The organism is Erwinia rhapontici, from assembly GCF_020683125.1.
In the GTDB taxonomy this organism is placed as follows: Bacteria; Pseudomonadota; Gammaproteobacteria; order Enterobacterales; family Enterobacteriaceae; genus Erwinia; species Erwinia rhapontici.
Window position 1 is genome coordinate 3,012,849 of the sequence record NZ_CP085627.1, and the last position, 18,168, is coordinate 3,031,016.

Consider the following 18,168-nt stretch of genomic DNA (forward strand, 5'->3'; position numbering starts at 1 on the left):
CATGCTGTCCTTTTGTCACCGGAGACAGGCACACGGAATGCTGTGTAAGGTGAGCTCCCGTCGGTGAGATGGTCGTCATCCTGTGAAATCAGGGAATTACAAATATCATTATTGGGCGTTATGGAGCTAAGACTGGCCGGTTCAGGGCGGCGAGGAGTCTTTCTCTCCCCTTATCATTGGGATATTAATCACCCCGATGGAGAAGAGTAAATGTCCAAACTTCACCTTACTGTTATCAGTACATTATGCCTGGCGTTGTCGAGCCAGGTCGCTTTTTCAGCCAGTTTTACGCTGACAAGTCATGAGCTTGAAAAAAACCGTTTCCCCGCAGCTCAGACCCTGAGTTCACCTTATGGATTTGGGTGCAGCGGTGGAAACCTTGCCCCCTCTTTTAACTGGAGTGGCGCGCCGGCAGGAACTCAAAGCTTCGCTCTCAAAATTTATGATAGGGATGCGCCGACAGGCCTCGGTTGGATCCACTGGCAGGTGGTGAATATTCCCTCATCTCTTCACTCGTTACCGGCTGGGATAACGGCGGATAACAAAAATCTCCCGCAAGGGGCTCTTCAGACCCGGACTGATTTCGGTATCCCGGGTTATGGCGGCCCTTGCCCGCCGAAGGGTGAAACGCACCGTTATGAGATCACGCTGACGGCACTTCGTGTCGACAAACTTCCGGGAATAACGGCGGACTCGACGCCCGCCCTGGTCGGCTTTATGGCAAAAGCGAACTCACTGGGCGAAGCGCATCTTCAGATTACGCAGGGCCGCTAACCGCAGCCAGGTTGCCGATAGCCTGGCCGGAAACCCGGACCAGGCTGGGGCTGAATCCGAAGCGAGTTCGAAATCTGGCGGCGAACTTAGACGGATTTTCATAGCCGACTTCCAGGGATATGCGGGTGACTGAAAGATCGGTCACCTGCAAAAGTGTCAGGGCGCGGCACATGCGAATGTCAGTCACCAGATGGGTGAATGACGTATTTTCGGCATGCAGATGGCGTCTCAGGGTGGTGGCCGACATACCCAATTCAGCCGCCACCTGCGCAGTATTCCAGTCTTGTGATATGTCTGCTGCAACGAGTTTGCGGATTTTTATCGCCAGTCCGGTATGTTGTTTCAGCGCGAAGAAAATTCGGTATTCATCCAGCCAACTCAGCATCTCTTCCATACGCCTGGCCACGATACTTTCAGGTATGTTTTCAGTATCTGTAATGGCCTCCGCAGTGTGATAAAAGGCCTGGCGAAAACTGTTGCCTGGCTCTGCCATTTTATTTGCTTCGTTCATGCTCATACGTGGGGCATGCATGAAGCAGTAGTTTTGGACGAAATCGGCACAAAAACTCAGCCATGATGCTTCGTACGTACCCGTTAAAGGTGATGGTGTATTGATGATATCAAAAGAGTGCCCCTCCCCGATGACCACCGCGTCCCCTGCTTCCAGCGTTATCTCCTCTTGCGCCCAGCGGATTATTTTCCTGCCATGGCGGACCAGGATGATTGTGGGTTCATCTATAGTGATATGGCGCATCATCAGGGGCTGCGTATGCAGCACATGCGCTGTACTCCCCACATTAATACGACTGGATAATGTTCTTTCCATCATCGCCTTACGAAAAGGAATAGGCCTGCCCTGTAGGCCGACACTTTATGGATGGGCTTGCTTTTTTATAAAGTAATCCCGATTTTACAATACGTCAGTTTTCTCATTCAGATGGAGTGAAATATCATAATCCTCAGCACGCCGTCCACATAAGATGACGCTTATCCATTGATAAAACATGGCATTATCTTCGCTTAAGCACCTTTCTATCGATGATAGCTTTTTATGTTAATTAAACAAACCAACTAGTAGGTAGAATTACTATCAAGTTACATCCTGCAGGAGTGAATGATGCGTGAATTAACCCTTTACAATGAAGATAATTTTAGAGAAATCGAGAGGCATGAAGGAGTTGCTGTGGTGCGCTTCTCTGCCCCCTGGTGCCCACCTTGCCAGATGAGCGAAGACATTTTTAACCATTTTGCCGAGCAGATTGAAAGCGACGTCAAAGTCGGCAAAGTGAATGTGGATCTGGCACCGGTGCTGACCACCAAATATGAAATTTGGGGCCTGCCGTCCGTACTGATGTTCAAGGATGGGCAGTTGGTCCAGCGTATACCGGGTGTTAAATCGGCAGGGTTTTATCAGCAAGCATTGTCAGAGCTGAAAAAAGGGCAGTAATGCCATTTTATCTATGTTTAAAAAAGTCTCTTAGCGGTCTGATGCATCATCGGCAAGCGGTTACCCCTCGTTCAGAGTGATAACCGCTTTGTTATAAAATAACCGACCAGTCTGCTTAGCGTTATTTATTGCGTTGGAAGGCCGGCATCAACGCTTTGTTATGTTCGATCACTTCATCCAATGCATTTTCAAGCAGTTGACCGCTTTTGACTAGGGGATTAATAACCAAGGCACGCCATGCCGTATACCGATTACCACTGATGGCTGCCTCAATGGTCAATTGCTCAAAGCTTTTCATCAGTTGAATCAGACGAAGTACATCTTCCGGGAAAGGTTCGACATTCAGTGGTATCGGTCCAGAACGGGTGATCATTGAACTGACCTCAACCGCACAGTCATCCGGCAGGCCCGCAATCGCACCATCGTTTCGCGTATTGACATGCATGATGATGCGTTTGTCGTTATATATTGCGCTCATCAATTCACATGCCGCATCCGAATAGTACTGCCCTCCCCGACCTTCCAGCGCTTTCGGTTTCTCGGCGAGTTCCGGGTTTCGATAAATTTCGAATAGTTCTCTTTCGAGCTCCTTTACGATCTCACCACGAGTCCCTTCCCCTTGTGCTTCGCCAAGCTCCTGACGGTACATGTCGTCGCTCATGTAGTAATAACGCAGGTAGGGGCAAGGTATCATTCCCATATTCGCCAACAACCGATCCGGCCATTTGAAAGGAGGAATATTTTTAGGCACCAACGGATCATTCCCCTCTGAAATCAGCTCAATGACCTGAGGAAGCTTATCCTTACCCTCATGATAAATATGGCGCGCAAAAATGAAGTGATTAAGTCCCGCGACCTGCATGATAAATTCATTGATATCGCTGACACCTAAAGCACTGGCAATACCCTTTTGCATAATAACAGGCACGTTGCACAGCCCTACGGTTTTGACTGTGCTGTGTTTCAGTATCGCTTCAGTGACCATTCCCGACGGGTTGGTGAAGTTCAGCAACCAGGCATCCGGGCACAGTTGTTCCATTTCTTTCGCTATAGCCAATGCAATCGGGATAGTGCGGCATGCATTGGCAAATCCACCCAGACCATTGGTCTCCTGACCGATCATGTCGTATTTCAGCGATATCCTTTCGTCGCTGATCCGTGCGTCCAGGCAGCCGGCCCTGAACTGAGAACAAACAAAATCGGCACCGAGCAGTGCTTCTGTGCGGTCAAGGGTTTCATAAACCGGTATATCCAGCCCATTTTTTTCCAGCATCCGTCGGGTGAGGCCCGCGATAATCGCCATTTTTTCACGGCCATCCTCAATATCAACCAGCCATAACTCGCGGATCGGAAATTCATTTTGACGCTTGATAATGCCTTCCATCAGTTCAGGTGTGTAGCTTGAACCCGCTCCAATAACCACTAACTTAAGACCCTTCATTAGATATTCCCCTCATCGTTGTTGTCAGGACGTCTGTTGGGCCAATTAAAGAGGACAAGGGGCTTAGTGGACAAACGATCAATTCCGGGGTATGCATTACTGTAAATAATGCATAAGAGAAAATTAAGAAGGAAAATGATGAATGCTCGCTCAACAGAACATACTGGCACTATTGCATACGTTTGAAACGGCAGCACTGCATATGAGCTTTACTAAGGCGGCGACTACTCTCAATCTGACGCAAGGGGCCGTTAGCCAACGCATTCGTTCTCTTGAATCCATGCTCGGATTCAGACTGTTTATTAGAATGACCAGAAAGCTTCAGTTGACCGATGAAGGGGAGCGTTTACTTGGCGTACTCGCGTTTTCACTTAAACGCATCAGTGATGAAATAGAAGATATTCGCGTGCAGGGGCTGAGAGGAACCTTGTCTGTCGGCCTTCCACCTACCTTCGCTTTTCTCTGGCTGATGCCGCGCTTACCGGTATTTACCGAACGGTGGCCGGGGCTGAATATCAATTTCAGAGTGAGAGCCGGTCTGGTAGATTTTAATCTCGAACGAGTAGATGTCGCTATATACTACAGTAATCTGAAATACCCCGATCTCTACTGCGAACGGTTATCTGAAGAGACGCTGGTTCCCGTCTGTATTCCATCTCTTGCAAAAAAAATCAGGCAAGCAAACCATTGGTTAGCTGAAGTCCCATTCATTCATACGTCTGAATCCGTTGACTCCCAGAATGTTTTTTCCGAATGGCGAGAATGGTGCAGGGAATCTGGCAAAAACCTGCCTGTTGAAGATAATTTTTTGAGCTTCAACAATTGTCAGATGTCTATTGAAGCGGCACTCAATGGCGGCGGTATCATCATGGGCAGAAAACGACTCATTCGACATTACCTCGATGAGGGCCGACTGATTGCCCCTTTTGAAATAGAAATACCCGCCGGGCGAGGATATGACCTCATTATGCCACGAGAAAACCTTAACCGACCGGGCGTTCAGGCTTTGGCCGAATGGGTAAGAAATGTGTTTAACGAGGAATAAAGTCTGTTTTCGTTCTGATAAAGGGCAATGTAAGCCATATCAGACCTAATGCCAGAGAGCATGATGAAAATGTATGTCAGAAGTGAAAAAAGGGCAGTCATGCCCTTTTATATTTTCAACGCGATAACTATTGCGCTTTCAGTTGCTTAATCGCATCCAGCGTACGTGCGGAATAGACAACGGCAGCGCCTGCATTTAGGTTGATTGCCACACCCAGGGCTTCAGCAATTTCTTCTTCTGTGGCGCCAGCTTTAACGGCAGCTTCGGCATGGACGGCGATGCAACCATCACAGCGAGTCGTCACCGCACAAGCCAGTGCAATCAGTTCACGCACTTTCGCGCCCAGGAGGTTGGTCTTATTGCCGGCGTTGCCCAAAGCCATGACGCCTTTTAGTGTTTCCGGGGTCAACTTACCCAGATCACCAACACGTTGCATCACTTCTGAGCGGTATTCATTCCAATCTAACATGGGGTCATCTCCAGAATTATTTTCTTTTAACAATCATTAGGATCTGTTCAAGCGTATCGTTGAAAAGCTCAGGCTTATTAATCGCCCGAGAAACAACGCTGGCGCCCTCGCATAAATTCAAAATAAGCAGAGCCATTTTTGATGGCAGCAGGTCAGCAGTCAGCTCCCCTGCATCAACGCCACGGCTGACAATCCTGGTCAGCCAGGCAATCTGCATATCGAAATATTCGGTCGCCCGAACTCTGATATTCGGTGGCAGATTGGCCATTTCCGAAGACAAAGCACAGCACAGCGGCATACGCGACGTGCGATAGCTTTCGATGAAAAGCTCCACGTAGGCGGTAAGCATCTGCGCAACCGTATTCTCCGTCGCTTCAATCTGTTCAAATCGGTTTTTGGTATCGGTATGGGCCTGAATCACCACTTGTTCGCCCAAAACATCTTTGGTTGGGAAGTGGTGATGAATACTGGCCTTAGTGATACCAATGCTCTTTGACAAATCAGCATAGCTGAATGCAGAGTAACCCCGTTCGCGCATCAGATGGTCCGCTTCATTCAGAAGCCTTTCTCGTGTCATGACTGACATATAATCCTCACAATTATAATCTACTAGTTGGTAGATATTATCTGCGCCTGTTGTTCCCTGCAAGGGGACATCAGTTCACAACAGTAATTTAACCTTCTCTGATAACGCGTTTTGGTCGGAGTTAATAGCCATCAGGCAGTAGGGAAATGACAGTGTTCAGTCATTTCCCTCTCTGAGCTTTACCTACACCAACCGAGTATCAATATTGACCGGGTTCGCCAACGTATCGTGGATCGGCGAGCTTTCTGGCAGTGCACGAACCATTTCTTCAAGCTGTTCACGGCTGGCGGTCGGACTGGAGAGCTTAACGCCAACACGGATCGCTTTCGCCCCGTTGCGAACTTTTTCGTCAAGACCCAGGAAACCGTTCAGATTAATGTCGAAGTTCAGGTCAAGTTCAATACCATCAAGCTCAATGCCCTTTTCTGCCGCCATCACAGTCAGAGTCGCGGTATAACAGCCGGCAAGTGCCTGCAAAATGTACTCAGCTGGGCCCATACCGCTATCAGTACCCGATAAATCAGCAGGTTCATCGCCAACATTAGCAAATTTTCCGGCGCGACTGGTATCAACCTGGCCGTTCTGGATAGTCGCATGAGTTTCCACACGGACGGATACCCCACCGTTGGATTTACTCTTCATGTTAAAGGTGAGATTGCCCAGCTCTGGCTGCTGGCGAATAGCTTCTCGTGTACCGCGAATAACATTAGCGTCAGCAAAAGGTTTTTTTGAATTAGTCATGACAACTCCTGAAGTGTCGAGTGATCTCAAAGATAAGGTTGGTGCCAAACGCAATCAACCTACTAGATGGTAGATTACTTTAAGATTGAGGTGTTGTCTACCACTATGGGGGCACCTTCTTAAGATAGAGCTACAAACAGGGACGTAAACGCTGCGATATCTACATTATGCGATGTATCGTGCTGACGTCCGAGTTCGGCATCTTGCTAAGCATCTTAATCGCTTGTGAGCTATGACCTCCTGACGGCATAGAATCTATGCATCTTTAACAGTACCCAAGTATAGAAGCATAGTTTTCAGTAATTATTGAGTATGAAGGACTGATCAAAAGAAACAATATAGGCAATCATCATAAAAGTTATTTCTCTCGTACTAAATAACCGTTATAGACTGAAATCACAGAACGATTGACCGAAGTGAAATCAACATTCAGCAATTCAATTAGCGGGGGAGCGACCATATGGAAATCCACAACCGGACTCCAAATGTATATGACTTGCTTGAAATAAACAAAATCCTACTTTCAACTTCAAATAATGGTGAGTCATTTGAGAAAGACTTACATCTCAATGGATTCATAGAAAAACCATGGGGATATGAGTATAGAGTTTATTGTGATTCTATTTTTGATGTATGGCGCCTTCATATATCAAAGAATCAATCCACTTCAATGCATTGTCATATACTCAAAGACACCGTCCTTATATGCCTACATGGTGATGGCGAGACCAGATTTCTTGATGGTACACATCAGGCGTTAAAATCTGGGGACAGCATATATATTGCAAAAGGTGTATTCCATCAGACTATTTCGGGAAAATCAGGCATCGAATTAATCGAAGTTGAAAATCCAAGAAACAAATTCGACTTACTCAGACTTAAAGATAATTATGGCCGGCAAAATATGGCATATGAAAAGAAATCACAGGAACATGATCTTTTACCTCCTTTGCAACAGATAGCTGCAGGCACATTGATCAGAGAACATGACCTACACAAATTAGCATACTTTTCCGTCAAAAATCTTGATAGAAAAATGTTGAATGACGAGGATGATTTTATTTTTATTTCATTAGATGTAAAAAGCCATCTAATGGGAAAGATTCATATCCTACGAGCTAAAGATGCCATCTCAGAAATGTACTGTGGTCAGAATGTATTTTTAATTAACGTCCCGTAACGCAATAAGAAGGAAAATAACATGTCTAATCCGACACGAGTAGTGATAATCACTGGTCCAGGTTTTCAGGATCACGATGTAGTTTATACTTACTATCGTTCTAAAGAGGAAGGATACGATATATCTATTGCAACAAAGGATGGAAGTGCAGTGACAGGGAAATATGGCATCACTGTTCCTATGGATAAAAGATCCAAAGACAATATTAATTTTGATCAACTCAACGCCACTGATTTTGATGCTGTTATTCTCACTGGCGGTCATGAAGCGCCTGATAGAGTTCGCCAAGATCAGAGAGTTAAAGATTTTCTAAAGCAGATGGTAATACAGGGGAAAGTTGTGGCTGGGCTCTGCCATGGTCCCTGGATTATGATTTCTGCCGGTATTCTAAGAGACAAACTCACCTGCGCTTATGTTGGTCTGAAAGACGATATGGTTAATTCCGGCGCCAATGTAATTGAAGCAGATGTAGTTGTCGACGGGAATATCATAACTTGCTCCTATTATGCTGAATGTGGAAAATTTATGCGTCAGACATTCGATGCAATAGATAGATGGAAGCGCGGCGAAACTCTTAAAGAACCGCTGGTGGTATAATTCGATGTTAATAGCAATGGATTTCGACGGGGTCGTGGTTGATGGAGTAGACGAATGCATGCTAATTACATGGAATGTATTACATGACAGACCTCTCAGTGATTTTAACCAAGATGTACTTCAAAACATCCCACGCCTGATGGCTAAACGATTCAGGAAATTAAGGAATTTTGTACGCCATGACGGTCACTTTATTGCCTCATTCACTGAATTTGGTAATGAAGCTATAGATAATGACAGATTCACTGCTATATATGAATCAATTCCAACTGAAGATAAGAAAATATTCAGGGATAAGTTCATCCATTATAGGAAGCTGGCAAGAAGTCTCTACCCTGATTTTTGGGCTGAACTACACCGTCCGCTATTGGATGTTTCAAATTTATTTGAAACAGCTAATGATATCTATATTGTATCAGGAAAGGATGAAGAGTCTATATTATACATTCTAAGTAAATATGGTTTAAACATACCCGCGAATAAAATATATGGAAGGATGACTGACAAAAACAAGACTCTCACCTTGCTAAAATCAATAGCCTTCGATAAAAACGAGGATATTCTATTTATTGATGACAACATCCAAAATGTTATTGATGCATTAGATCATGGCATTCAATCATTTTGGGCTAATTGGGGATACAACATCCCTGAGCATAAATTAATGGCACTTCAAAAAGGAATTAATGAATTAGATACCGAGGATCTCTTGAAATTAGTCAAGAAACCCTCTTAACGCAATATTATTTCAATTTTTTCTGTATGAGGAGTAATAACTCATGGCGAAAGAAATACTATGTGGTTTTGGAGTGGGTGTAGATGCCGTTGCAGGCTGGCTATCTTCTTATGGGGGAGAAGATTCTCCAAGCGATATATCTCGCGGTATGTTCGCTGGCGAAGTAGGTACTCCACGTCTTCTGAATCTATTTGACCAGTTTAATATCCCCACCACCTGGTTTATGCCTGGTCATTCCATCGAAACCTTTCCTCGGCAAATGGAAGCAGTTGTCAATGCTGGACATGAGGTAGGGGTTCATAATTACAGTCATGAAAACCCAATATCTATGTCGCCTGACCAAGAAAGAGAAGTCCTTCTAAAAGGCATTGACATGGTCACAAAATTAACAGGGAAGAGACCTACTGGGTATGTCGCTCCATGGTGGGAATTTTCTCCTGTAACCACAGATCTTCTATTAGAAAATGGCATCAAATATGACCATTCACTAATGCATCATGATCATCAGCCTTATTATGTCAGGAAAGGTGATTCCTGGACCAAGATAGATTATTCCAAGACACCGACCGAATGGATGAAACCGCTGGTACGCGGAGAAGAGACGGACCTTATTGAATTACCCGCCAGTTGGACAATCGACGATATTCCTCCTTTCATGTTCATGAAAACAAAACCCAACAGCCAAGGTTTCATGAATCCCAGGGACATCGAACAGTTGTGGAGAGATCAATTCGATTGGGTCTACCGTGAGCATGAATATGCGATCTTTACTTTTACGATTCACCCGGACGTATCTGGACGCCCGCACGTATTAATGATGCTCGAACGCCTCTTAACTCATATGCTTGGTCATCCAGGGGTGAAATTCCTAAAATTGAATGACATTGCAGATGACTTTGCCAAGCGATCTCCACGGATAAAATAATGACACGGCAGCCGATGAGGCTGCCTGTTTTATGTATCTCAAACCATAAATCCGCTATTTTTTGATAGTTCGAGAATTCTGTCTCTTATTCCTGAAACGAGTGGGTTACGTAATGAGCTATCAATCCATACCAAATAGATTGAATTTATAGGGAGTCTCTCATGGACATTTACTTCAACGATCTGACCTCCTGCTATGCTTTGGGCGCATAAATACTCAGGCATCACAGTCCAACCAATATTTTCTCGGATCATTCTTTCTAAAATCCGCAAATCCGGTACAGTAATAGACGGACGAAGCAGTGCAAAAAATCGCGAAGAATCCTGGAAAACTTCCCTTATCAAGGGTAACTGTTCATCGTAAGCTATTAGAGGAAGCTTCGACAGCGTATCAATCACGTCCTCGTTTTCTTTGAAGTTGTCTGCTATGAGTGACGCTACCACAACTATTAACTTTTCCATTCCAATTTCAGCATATCCAAATTTTTGTTTATCCGGCATAGAAGTTGTGAAACCTAGTTGACAACTTCCGTCCAGAAGACAGCTGTATATGCGCTTCCTATTTCCTGTCAAAACTTTAAATTTAATACCTTCATTGAATAATATTTTCACCAAGTACGGTAATTTTGACCACATTAATTCTGCTGGCCCGATGAAAGATACTGTCCCCGAGGACTTTCTTGTACGTGATCTAAGCATCGACAACTTCAGTTCAATCGTTTCTAAATCTGAAGCCACCAATCTCGCCAATTCCTCCCCATCCACTGTAGCCACCACACCATGTGAACGACGAGTAAAGAGAACACACCCGGTAAAAGCCTCAAGTGAATGAATGTGGGCAGACATTGCAGGCTGGCTTATGCCCAACCGCATTGCCGCTTTTGAAATCGAACCAGCTTTGTATACTTCAACAAAACTTCGTAACTGAACCAGATAGCTCATACTGCGCACCCTTAAGAGCCTGAAGCTCTCCGATTACGACATAAAATCGAAAGCCTGCACAGTATTATGTTATAAACATGTTTAGTTAATGCTTCTACACATATTAACTTATTTTAACAATTAAACGATCTTATAGGGTAAGGATAGCATATAGCAATATAACACATTGATATTATTATATTTTATGTGTGTTATATCTGGTTAACATTAAGGCTTCACGCATGCCATAAGGTTCGGATTGGCGTGTTATTTTCTATAATTTACTCTAGGGATTGATAGTCGCTAAACCTTTAAATTGGCTAAACAATCATTGTATTTTTATCTATTAACGTTGACAACCTCAACTCAAATCGAGTTATCACAACTTTCGTTGGTCAACGAAGCGGTTAGCTTCTGTTAGACCGGTTCGGACTACCTTTCGGAACATTAATCATCATCCCATGGTGCCCGTTTCCATTTTTCAGTCATGAAATCGATAAATACACTTAGCCTACGGGGTATAGGATCTCGCCGCGCCCGGACAACACTGATCTGAGATGTGTTTGCTTCCCAATCAGGCAGAACTCGGCAAAGTTTCCCAGCCCTCAATTCATCATGAATATCCCAAGTTTCTCGAAGAGATATGCCAAGCCCCGCCAGACTCCAGGCATGCAATACGTCTCCGTTGTCACTGATAAGGTTGCCAGTAACGCTGATGCTTCTTTCATGACCGTCTTTACGTAACGTCCATGAATTGTGTAAAAAACCCGGGTAAGCGAATACTAAGCAGTTGTGATTTAAAAGATCTTCTGGTCGCTCAATGGGTGGATGATTCTTCAGGTATTCGGACGATGCGATGAGAATACGTCTATTATTTGCTATTTTTCTGGCCAGAAGGCGAGAATCAGCCAGATCCCCCATACGAATAGCCAGATCGAAATCACCACTGTAAAGATCCTGGATTTGGTCAGATAACCTTAAATCAAAGCCCACCCTTGGATGTACTTGGCAGAATGCAGCGATCGCAGGAGCAACATATTTTCGGCCAAACGGTGCGGGCGCAGTCAAACGAATATTTCCGCTTAACTCCTCACTATCCCCTCGGGAAAGTTCCTTCATCTCATCCAGAACGGCCAACGCTACGCGAGCCCTCTCAGCTATAGCTCTGCCCTCGTCTGTAATACGTAGATTACGGGTGTTTCTTTCAAAAAGTGTAGTGCCAAGTGCAGTTTCCAGCCTGGCTATCTGCTTGCTCACCATCTTGGGGAGTATCTGTAGGTCTCGTGCTGCGGCAGAGAAATTGTTTCTGTCGACGACGTGTAAAAACACTTCAAGGTCGTCATTTCTCAAGTTTATTTTGTTCATTTTGGGGTAAGTGTTTGTCCGTTTAGGTCTATTTAAAGGATAAATAGATTGTTCCACAATAAGACTCAATATGACAAGTCTGTTATGTCGCATGCAGTCAGAAGAATTTTGCTTTAAGTCCCCCCATATAGAGGAAGTTAAAATGCCTAAACGTATCCTGTTTGTATTGACCAGCCATGACCGTAAAGGTCAAGCCGAGAGTAAAGATGCCGCACCCAGTGGTTTCTATCTTTCTGAGGTGTCTCACCCCTACGATGTACTCACAAAAGAAGGATATGAAATTGATTTCGTGAGTCCCAAGGGGGGCAAGACACATGTTGACGGTTTAGACCTCAGCGATCCGGTTAACGCCTCCTTTTGGAATAATGATTCCTTACGCGAGGCAACTAAAACCACATTAAAACCCTCGCAGATTGATCCTGACGTCTATGACGCCGTCTTCTATGCAGGAGGGCATGCGACGATGTGGGATCTCCCTGACAATATAGAGTTGGCGGGTGTTTCATCACGAATTTATGAAAAGGGTGGCGTTGTCGCTGCGGTTTGTCATGGCCCCGCCGGATTGGTGAATATTCGGCTTTCCGATAATGAATATCTGGTTGCAGGCAAAAAGGTGTCAGCTTTTACCAACGATGAAGAACGTGCCGTAGGGTTGTACGACATTGTACCATTCTTACTTGAAGACACGCTGAAGCAAAGAGGTGCTGAGCATCTTGCAGCCGCAAATTTTCAGCCACAGGTGATTGTCAGCGAGAGATTAGTGACCGGACAGAATCCCGCTTCCGCAAAAGGAGTCGCTGAGGCAATGCTGCCTTTGTTGGCTTCTATTGAAAATAGAAGAGCCTGAGTTATGAAAGAACGCATGCCTTTTGTTATATATGTCTTTGCACTCTGCGCTTTTGCTTTGGGATTCACTGAATTTGTCACGATCGGCTTGGTTTCCAGGATATCAGTTGATTTAAACGTCAGTGTCAGTCATGTAGGTACAGCGGTGACAGCCTACGCCCTCGGTGCCGTAATTGGTGCTCCGGGATTAACTGCGTTGGCAACACGATGGCCTCGTAAAAGATTATTACTTGTTGCTATGGGCCTGTTTACAGTTGGCAATGGTATCGTCAGTGCGTCTGAGTCCCTAACGCCTATGTTGATTGCACGATTTGCTTCCGGTTTAGGGCACGGAGTGTTTCTTGCTGTTGCTTCAAGTGTGGCAACCCAACTGGCCGGGCGACATCGTGCCGGCGCCGCTGTTTCGGTCGTTTTTGGCGGTCTTACAATTGCGTTGGCATTAGGCGTACCACTTGGTACCTACATCGGTAGTCTGTTGAGTTGGCAGTCTATATTCATGGCAGTAACGGCAAGTGGAGCGATCGGTTTCATTGGATTGGCAATGCTGATGCCCACGGATCAAAATGATCCATCCTTGCAAGCAAATGCCATGGACGGTTTAAAAGCCATGTTCAATCCACTACTGCTTGCGGGAGCAGGAATTACAGTTTTGGCTTATGCAGGATCTTTTGCCCTGTATACGTATATTTCCCCGATTCTACTTCAGGTAACGCATGTAGACGAGCGTACGAGTAGTTTGCTTATGTTGGTATACGGCGTGATGGCCGCTATCGGGAATGTCTGGGGTGGCCGCCTGACTGACAAGCAAGGTGCAGACCGTGCAGTGATGACAGTTCTTATTGGTCTGGCGATCGTCCTCTTTGCTATGTGGTTCTCTGTCTCATCCTTAATGTTAATGGCATTGTTTATTGGCTTGCTTGGAGCATTGACATACGCAGCGGTTCCTTCAATGCAAGCAAGAGTGATCGGACTATCTCACATACATGCACCTGAAGCTCCAGCGGTGGCAGCAGGACTGAATATTGCCGGTTTTAACGGAGGTATTGCATTAGGGTCTCTATTGGGAGGTGTAGCACTGGATGTTACTGGTCTTACAAGCCCTACTTGGGTTGGAGGCGGAGTTGTAATAGTTGGTATTTTGTGGATGTTATTACAAATAAATTCAAATAAAAGACGCACCACCTCCGATTACTCCTGATAGTACACATAGCATTTAAAATGGCTCAGTGAACACCAAATCACTGAGCCATTTTATTTTACCTCTTTGAAAAATATCACAACCAGATACAAGTAGTGTTTATTTTACAAATTCAGCCTCTATTATTCTGGCCTGTTTAGTATCAATCGTAATTTTAAACACCTTTCAAAAACACAGCGACATTCATCAGCAATATCATTGTGTGAAAGGAGATGTACTATGTCAGAAAAGCCCACTTACCCAAACATTAGAGATGGAATTCCAGATTGGATAACTATCAGGGAGGCTGTTAGACTCTTCAACGGATTGAATGGGTGTAAAATAAAAAAAAGTGATTTTTATCGATTCGCGCTACAAGGTAAAATTCGTCTTTCAATATATTTTCAATCCCCAGTAATATTGAGGAAAATTAAATCACGAAATCATAAATTAAAGCTAAGACCAATAAAAAGTTCGTCAATGATGAAATCATTCATGCTTGCCGAAAGTTCCTTTGTCAGCGAAAACAATTTAACTTTCAGTACTGAAGGAAGATATATCCACCCTGTACAGAGAGTCATCGACACAACATTGCTCGGCTATGAATATGTCCTTATACAGCGTTTACTTGCACAATCATTAAAGATTCCACCACCTGTAACTGGAGCAAGGTCGAATAATTATGGCATTACCGTTTCTTTATTGGGGGAAGCGTTTCAAGTTTTCGAAAAGATGACATGGCATGAAAGAATCGAACGACAAGTAAAAAGGCTACCTAAAGATATTTCATCGGATGGTTACGAAAAAATAGCACTAAACGACCTAAAAAAAGATTTTAATAAATGTTATTTTCCTATGCATGAATTACCGAGTGATGCCTGCTTTGTCCTCAGAAAAAGTGAACTTGATAAGTTGATCAACAAACCGATCGAAAAAGAAATACTTCCACCCTCTCCAACTCGGATATCCACCCCTCTATCACGCCTCTTCTGGCTTGCCTGCAAAAATAATGAAACTATCAGTCCGCTAATCATGCAACCGTATAAACTATTGTCCATTTTTGAACAATGGGCATCAGAGGAAGGCATTACCGATCGATTCAGTGGCGACACGCTCAAGGCTGCGCTTGAGCGCGGCTCGCCCCCTTCCCTGCCAACACAAAAGTAAGATGATGCCCTTCGCTATGAAAACCCGTATTAAGGATTGTATTTTCCGTAATACGGGCTCATCAGCTTTCTCCACACCACGACTTTGTGTTGTCGTGTTATCTCCCGGCTAGCGCTATATCTGCCACAGGAGAATACCGTGACATCTCATCAGTTATTACGTCTGAAACAGGTTGAAGAAAAAACGGGTCTGAAGCGCTCTCAAATCTATCTGTATATGAAAGACGGTACCTTCCCCCGCTCAATCAAGATTGGCCCGGCCAGTGTCGCCTGGCTCGAATCGGAAATTGACGAATGGATCAATATTAAATTAGTCCGCCGCTCAATAGGCTGAAGGGAGAAAATACCATGATTATCCCATCACTTAATTACGCCGTATTAACCGATGCCCTGCATGCATTGAAGGATGGCAACATTCGTTACTGTGAATCGCTAGGATTCACTTTCGAGGAAATGAATGCCCTCAACCAATTATCACTAGACGAGCTGTTTATCATCAGTCGGGAGTCTGCGCAGTTTTTGGCTGTGACGGTTCATCACGACGCATTACACCTGCTTCTGGCTAAATCCCGTGAGGAGGTTCTGCAGCAGCAACGTATTGATCATGCCATCCGGCTCGGGGGGTCAATTGCGCTACTCAACAAGTATTTTGGCCTCACCTCCAACGAAGTTTGCCTTCGCCGCCGGTTACTGGGCGTCCGTGTGCCTTATGGCCGGACGCCAGAGCCGGACGAAGAGACGGATGCGGACATCTGGCGGCAATGGCAACAATGCCGGGTGGCCAACCTGGAATCGACCGATGCGCTGGCCGCCATGATGCAGGTAACGCAAACCCTGCTGCCGAAAGTCGAAGGGCTGTCACTGACCATCGTCTGGAAGCGTATCGCACTTTGCGAACAGGAGGCGTCAGACCGGAGGGCCGCCCATGCCAGATGAGATTGACCGCGATCAGGAATTTAATGAGCAACGACTGGAGGATATGATTGAACAGAGTCGTTTTAAGCCAGGGTCTACGCCATCATTATTCCATTGTCGTGTATGCGGTAAGCCCATTCCTGAAAAGCGACGGCAGGCACTTCCGGGCATAACCACCTGCACGGAATGTCAGGAAAAACTTGAACGCCGAAGACGTTAATAATGGTCACAGAGACATGCAGGAATATTTCTCCTGCATGTCTCTATCATTAACTATAAATCCACAGTCGTCTTTATTATATATTCCACTTCCTTTTATTTACCCCAAAGCTTATCCCCTTCCACCGCTCATTTATCTCTCTCATTTTAACTTTGAATTTATCGTTTATATACCGCCCCGGATATCTGATCATGAAAACGTCATTACATAATAGTTACCCGTATTGACGTTAATTCGCCTGGTTCAGGTGCTGCTCTTTAAAAATAAGGTTCGGGCTGTCACATAACCACAATTCAGGGTGCCGCTGAATGTTCTCGCTGGCCCGTTTAAACCGGAATGCAGAATTGGGATGTGACATTTATTTAACTCATCGTTGTTTCTAGTAGAGGAGGCCTCATGCGAAAACCCATTTATCACGTATTTGTCACCCAGGAAAGTCAACCCGATGCACAGGGCGAAATAAACACGTATTGGACCAGGGTTGGCGTGGCGTTCGCTCATAACGGTAAGTCTGGCCTGAATATCATGCTGACACCCGGTATTGCTGTCTCCGGCAAGCTGGTGCTGCTTGAACCCAGAGAAGATAGCGGCATTTCGCAGGATACCGCCTCTGCTTAATCCGCTTTTGACCTTCCTCCGGCAGGGGCTTGGTATACACCCGCCGGGCTGACTGTTAAGAGACCACCATGCTATCCACCACAGCCTTTCTTACGCTGTCGATGCAGTGCGCCGCCAGCGTTCACCCGTCTACGGCACTCGATGTGGCGCGGGTCGAATCCGGTTTGAATCCGTATGCCATCGCTGAAATTCTGCCCGGAGGCAAAGGCGTGATTTCACATTTCCCCGCCAGTAAGGATGAGGCCGTCAGCCTCACCGGACGGCTGGCGGCACAGGGCCGACGTTATTCAGTCGGGCTGATGCAAATCACCAGCACCAATTTCCGTCATTACGGCGTGAGCGCCCGTGACCTTCTTGCCCCCTGTACCAACCTGTCCGTGTTTGAGCACATCTTCACCGACTGCTACCGCCGCGGCGGCTCCCTGAAACGTGCGCTCAGTTGCTACTACTCGGGAAATTTCACGACCGGCCAACAGCCGGAATCCGCGTTTAACCAGACCAGCTACATCCAGCGCATCGGCTACCCCGTACCGTCAACGCAGGAAGACCGGCAGCGACCTCCCACCGAAAAGCTCGTGCAGGAAATCCATTACCCCGCCGCCGTCTTGCGTGGTGAGCTTACCGATAACGCCACGCCAGTTCTGACATCCCTGCGCTACCCCAACGCCGTGATACGCGGCACGTTACCCATTCCCGGCCCCCAGGAGGAACAATGATGAAACGAAGACAGACTGACTGGCGCGTCCTCTCTTGCTTGTTAATGACAAGCCCGGCGCTGGCAGCAGACAGCGGATTTAATAAAGCCAATGAGACGCTGAGTAACACCTCCACCGGCCTGCTCGGGCTGGCCGCAGTCACCATCACGCTGGCCACCATGTGGGTGGGATACAAAGTCTTGTTTGACGGCAAGAGCCTGCATGACATGCGCAACGTCATCATTGGCGCCATCCTTATCGTCGGTGCGTCAGGTTTCGGTGCCTACTGGGCGTCATAAGGGAGG

At 45.8% G+C, this 18,168-nt stretch carries 23 protein-coding genes; 16 read left to right on the top strand and 7 right to left on the bottom strand.

All coding sequences use genetic code 11. From position 1 onward, the window contains the following. The first annotated feature begins 210 nt into the window (after positions 1-210). Positions 211-774 carry a YbhB/YbcL family Raf kinase inhibitor-like protein gene (locus LJN55_RS14080; protein ID WP_032693561.1) on the top strand — a complete coding sequence of 188 codons (564 nt, stop codon included), beginning with the start codon at positions 211-213 and terminating at the stop codon, positions 772-774. On the opposite strand, the gene LJN55_RS14085 is transcribed toward LJN55_RS14080, so the two are convergent. Continuing rightward, on the bottom strand, positions 758-1,603 hold the full coding sequence (locus LJN55_RS14085; RefSeq protein ID WP_049089937.1) for a helix-turn-helix transcriptional regulator: 846 nt from the start codon (positions 1,601-1,603) through the stop codon (positions 758-760). The two genes, LJN55_RS14080 and LJN55_RS14085, sit on opposite strands and share 17 nt — an antisense overlap. 288 nt (positions 1,604-1,891) lie before the next feature. Here LJN55_RS14085 and LJN55_RS14090 point away from each other — a divergent pair, with 288 nt between their 5' ends. After that, complete coding sequence (locus LJN55_RS14090) at positions 1,892-2,221, top strand: thioredoxin family protein (protein WP_015697014.1); 330 nt, start codon at positions 1,892-1,894, stop codon at positions 2,219-2,221. 121 nt (positions 2,222-2,342) lie between these two features. Here the strand turns inward: LJN55_RS14090 and LJN55_RS14095 are convergent, their stop codons facing one another. After that, positions 2,343-3,662: a 6-phospho-beta-glucosidase gene (locus tag LJN55_RS14095; RefSeq protein WP_048284451.1), complete on the bottom strand. Its 1,320-nt coding sequence runs from the start codon at positions 3,660-3,662 to the stop codon at positions 2,343-2,345. 142 nt (positions 3,663-3,804) lie between these two features. Here LJN55_RS14095 and LJN55_RS14100 point away from each other — a divergent pair, with 142 nt between their 5' ends. Then, positions 3,805-4,707, top strand: a complete 903-nt coding sequence (locus LJN55_RS14100) for a LysR substrate-binding domain-containing protein (RefSeq protein ID WP_032693559.1) — start codon at positions 3,805-3,807, stop codon at positions 4,705-4,707. Between the two features lie 127 nt (positions 4,708-4,834). On the opposite strand, the gene LJN55_RS14105 is transcribed toward LJN55_RS14100, so the two are convergent. The 3 genes from LJN55_RS14105 to LJN55_RS14115 all read right to left on the bottom strand — a co-directional run bounded on the left by LJN55_RS14105 (position 4,835) and on the right by LJN55_RS14115 (position 6,503). Further along, on the bottom strand, positions 4,835-5,176 hold the full coding sequence (locus tag LJN55_RS14105) for a carboxymuconolactone decarboxylase family protein (protein WP_032693558.1): 342 nt from the start codon (positions 5,174-5,176) through the stop codon (positions 4,835-4,837). Positions 5,177-5,192: 16 nt separating this feature from the next. Continuing rightward, positions 5,193-5,762 carry a TetR/AcrR family transcriptional regulator gene (locus tag LJN55_RS14110; RefSeq protein WP_094898027.1) on the bottom strand — a complete coding sequence of 190 codons (570 nt, stop codon included), beginning with the start codon at positions 5,760-5,762 and terminating at the stop codon, positions 5,193-5,195. A 183-nt stretch (positions 5,763-5,945) separates the two neighbouring features. Then, on the bottom strand, positions 5,946-6,503 hold the full coding sequence (locus LJN55_RS14115; RefSeq protein ID WP_048284453.1) for an OsmC family protein: 558 nt from the start codon (positions 6,501-6,503) through the stop codon (positions 5,946-5,948). Between the two features lie 460 nt (positions 6,504-6,963). Here LJN55_RS14115 and LJN55_RS14120 point away from each other — a divergent pair, with 460 nt between their 5' ends. From LJN55_RS14120 to LJN55_RS14135, 4 genes are read left to right on the top strand one after another with little or no spacing between them, the layout of a single operon-like run. Then, on the top strand, positions 6,964-7,683 hold the full coding sequence (locus LJN55_RS14120) for a cupin domain-containing protein (RefSeq protein ID WP_024359926.1): 720 nt from the start codon (positions 6,964-6,966) through the stop codon (positions 7,681-7,683). Between the two features lie 21 nt (positions 7,684-7,704). Further along, positions 7,705-8,280 (top strand): DJ-1/PfpI family protein, encoded by a 576-nt coding sequence (locus LJN55_RS14125; RefSeq protein ID WP_024359927.1) that lies wholly within the window; start codon positions 7,705-7,707, stop codon positions 8,278-8,280. 4 nt (positions 8,281-8,284) lie between these two features. After that, entirely contained in the window at positions 8,285-9,016 is a 732-nt protein-coding gene (locus tag LJN55_RS14130; RefSeq protein WP_024359928.1) for an HAD family hydrolase, read from the top strand. Between the two features lie 43 nt (positions 9,017-9,059). Beyond that, positions 9,060-9,941, top strand: a complete 882-nt coding sequence (locus LJN55_RS14135) for a polysaccharide deacetylase family protein (RefSeq protein WP_015689823.1) — start codon at positions 9,060-9,062, stop codon at positions 9,939-9,941. 38 nt (positions 9,942-9,979) lie between these two features. On the opposite strand, the gene LJN55_RS14140 is transcribed toward LJN55_RS14135, so the two are convergent. Then, entirely contained in the window at positions 9,980-10,882 is a 903-nt protein-coding gene (locus LJN55_RS14140) for a LysR family transcriptional regulator (protein WP_015689822.1), read from the bottom strand. A gap of 426 nt (positions 10,883-11,308) precedes the next feature. Further along, positions 11,309-12,226 carry a LysR family transcriptional regulator gene (locus LJN55_RS14145; RefSeq protein ID WP_098363211.1) on the bottom strand — a complete coding sequence of 306 codons (918 nt, stop codon included), beginning with the start codon at positions 12,224-12,226 and terminating at the stop codon, positions 11,309-11,311. A 142-nt stretch (positions 12,227-12,368) separates the two neighbouring features. On the opposite strand from LJN55_RS14145, the gene LJN55_RS14150 reads away from it, so the two are divergent. From LJN55_RS14150 to LJN55_RS14190, 9 genes are all read left to right on the top strand, one after another. Then, entirely contained in the window at positions 12,369-13,073 is a 705-nt protein-coding gene (locus LJN55_RS14150) for a type 1 glutamine amidotransferase domain-containing protein (RefSeq protein ID WP_048284456.1), read from the top strand. Positions 13,074-13,076: 3 nt separating this feature from the next. Further along, positions 13,077-14,270 (top strand): MFS transporter, encoded by a 1,194-nt coding sequence (locus LJN55_RS14155; RefSeq protein WP_064367710.1) that lies wholly within the window; start codon positions 13,077-13,079, stop codon positions 14,268-14,270. Between the two features lie 219 nt (positions 14,271-14,489). Next, complete coding sequence (locus LJN55_RS14160; protein WP_227534661.1) at positions 14,490-15,416, top strand: hypothetical protein; 927 nt, start codon at positions 14,490-14,492, stop codon at positions 15,414-15,416. A gap of 138 nt (positions 15,417-15,554) precedes the next feature. Further along, complete coding sequence (locus LJN55_RS14165; RefSeq protein ID WP_009635172.1) at positions 15,555-15,749, top strand: AlpA family transcriptional regulator; 195 nt, start codon at positions 15,555-15,557, stop codon at positions 15,747-15,749. A gap of 14 nt (positions 15,750-15,763) precedes the next feature. Next, complete coding sequence (locus LJN55_RS14170; protein WP_049089936.1) at positions 15,764-16,351, top strand: DUF2857 domain-containing protein; 588 nt, start codon at positions 15,764-15,766, stop codon at positions 16,349-16,351. Further along, positions 16,341-16,550 carry a TraR/DksA family transcriptional regulator gene (locus LJN55_RS14175; RefSeq protein WP_009635174.1) on the top strand — a complete coding sequence of 70 codons (210 nt, stop codon included), beginning with the start codon at positions 16,341-16,343 and terminating at the stop codon, positions 16,548-16,550. Before LJN55_RS14170 ends, LJN55_RS14175 begins: the two co-directional genes overlap by 11 nt. Positions 16,551-16,946: 396 nt before the next feature. After that, entirely contained in the window at positions 16,947-17,168 is a 222-nt protein-coding gene (locus LJN55_RS14180; RefSeq protein WP_024359933.1) for a hypothetical protein, read from the top strand. A 68-nt stretch (positions 17,169-17,236) separates the two neighbouring features. Next, a complete protein-coding gene (locus tag LJN55_RS14185) occupies positions 17,237-17,884 on the top strand; it encodes a lytic transglycosylase domain-containing protein (RefSeq protein WP_115657487.1) in 648 nt (215 codons plus the stop codon). After that, complete coding sequence (locus tag LJN55_RS14190; RefSeq protein ID WP_115657554.1) at positions 17,884-18,162, top strand: TrbC/VirB2 family protein; 279 nt, start codon at positions 17,884-17,886, stop codon at positions 18,160-18,162. The genes LJN55_RS14185 and LJN55_RS14190 overlap by 1 nt, the downstream gene beginning before the upstream one ends. Positions 18,163-18,168: the final 6 nt, after the last annotated feature.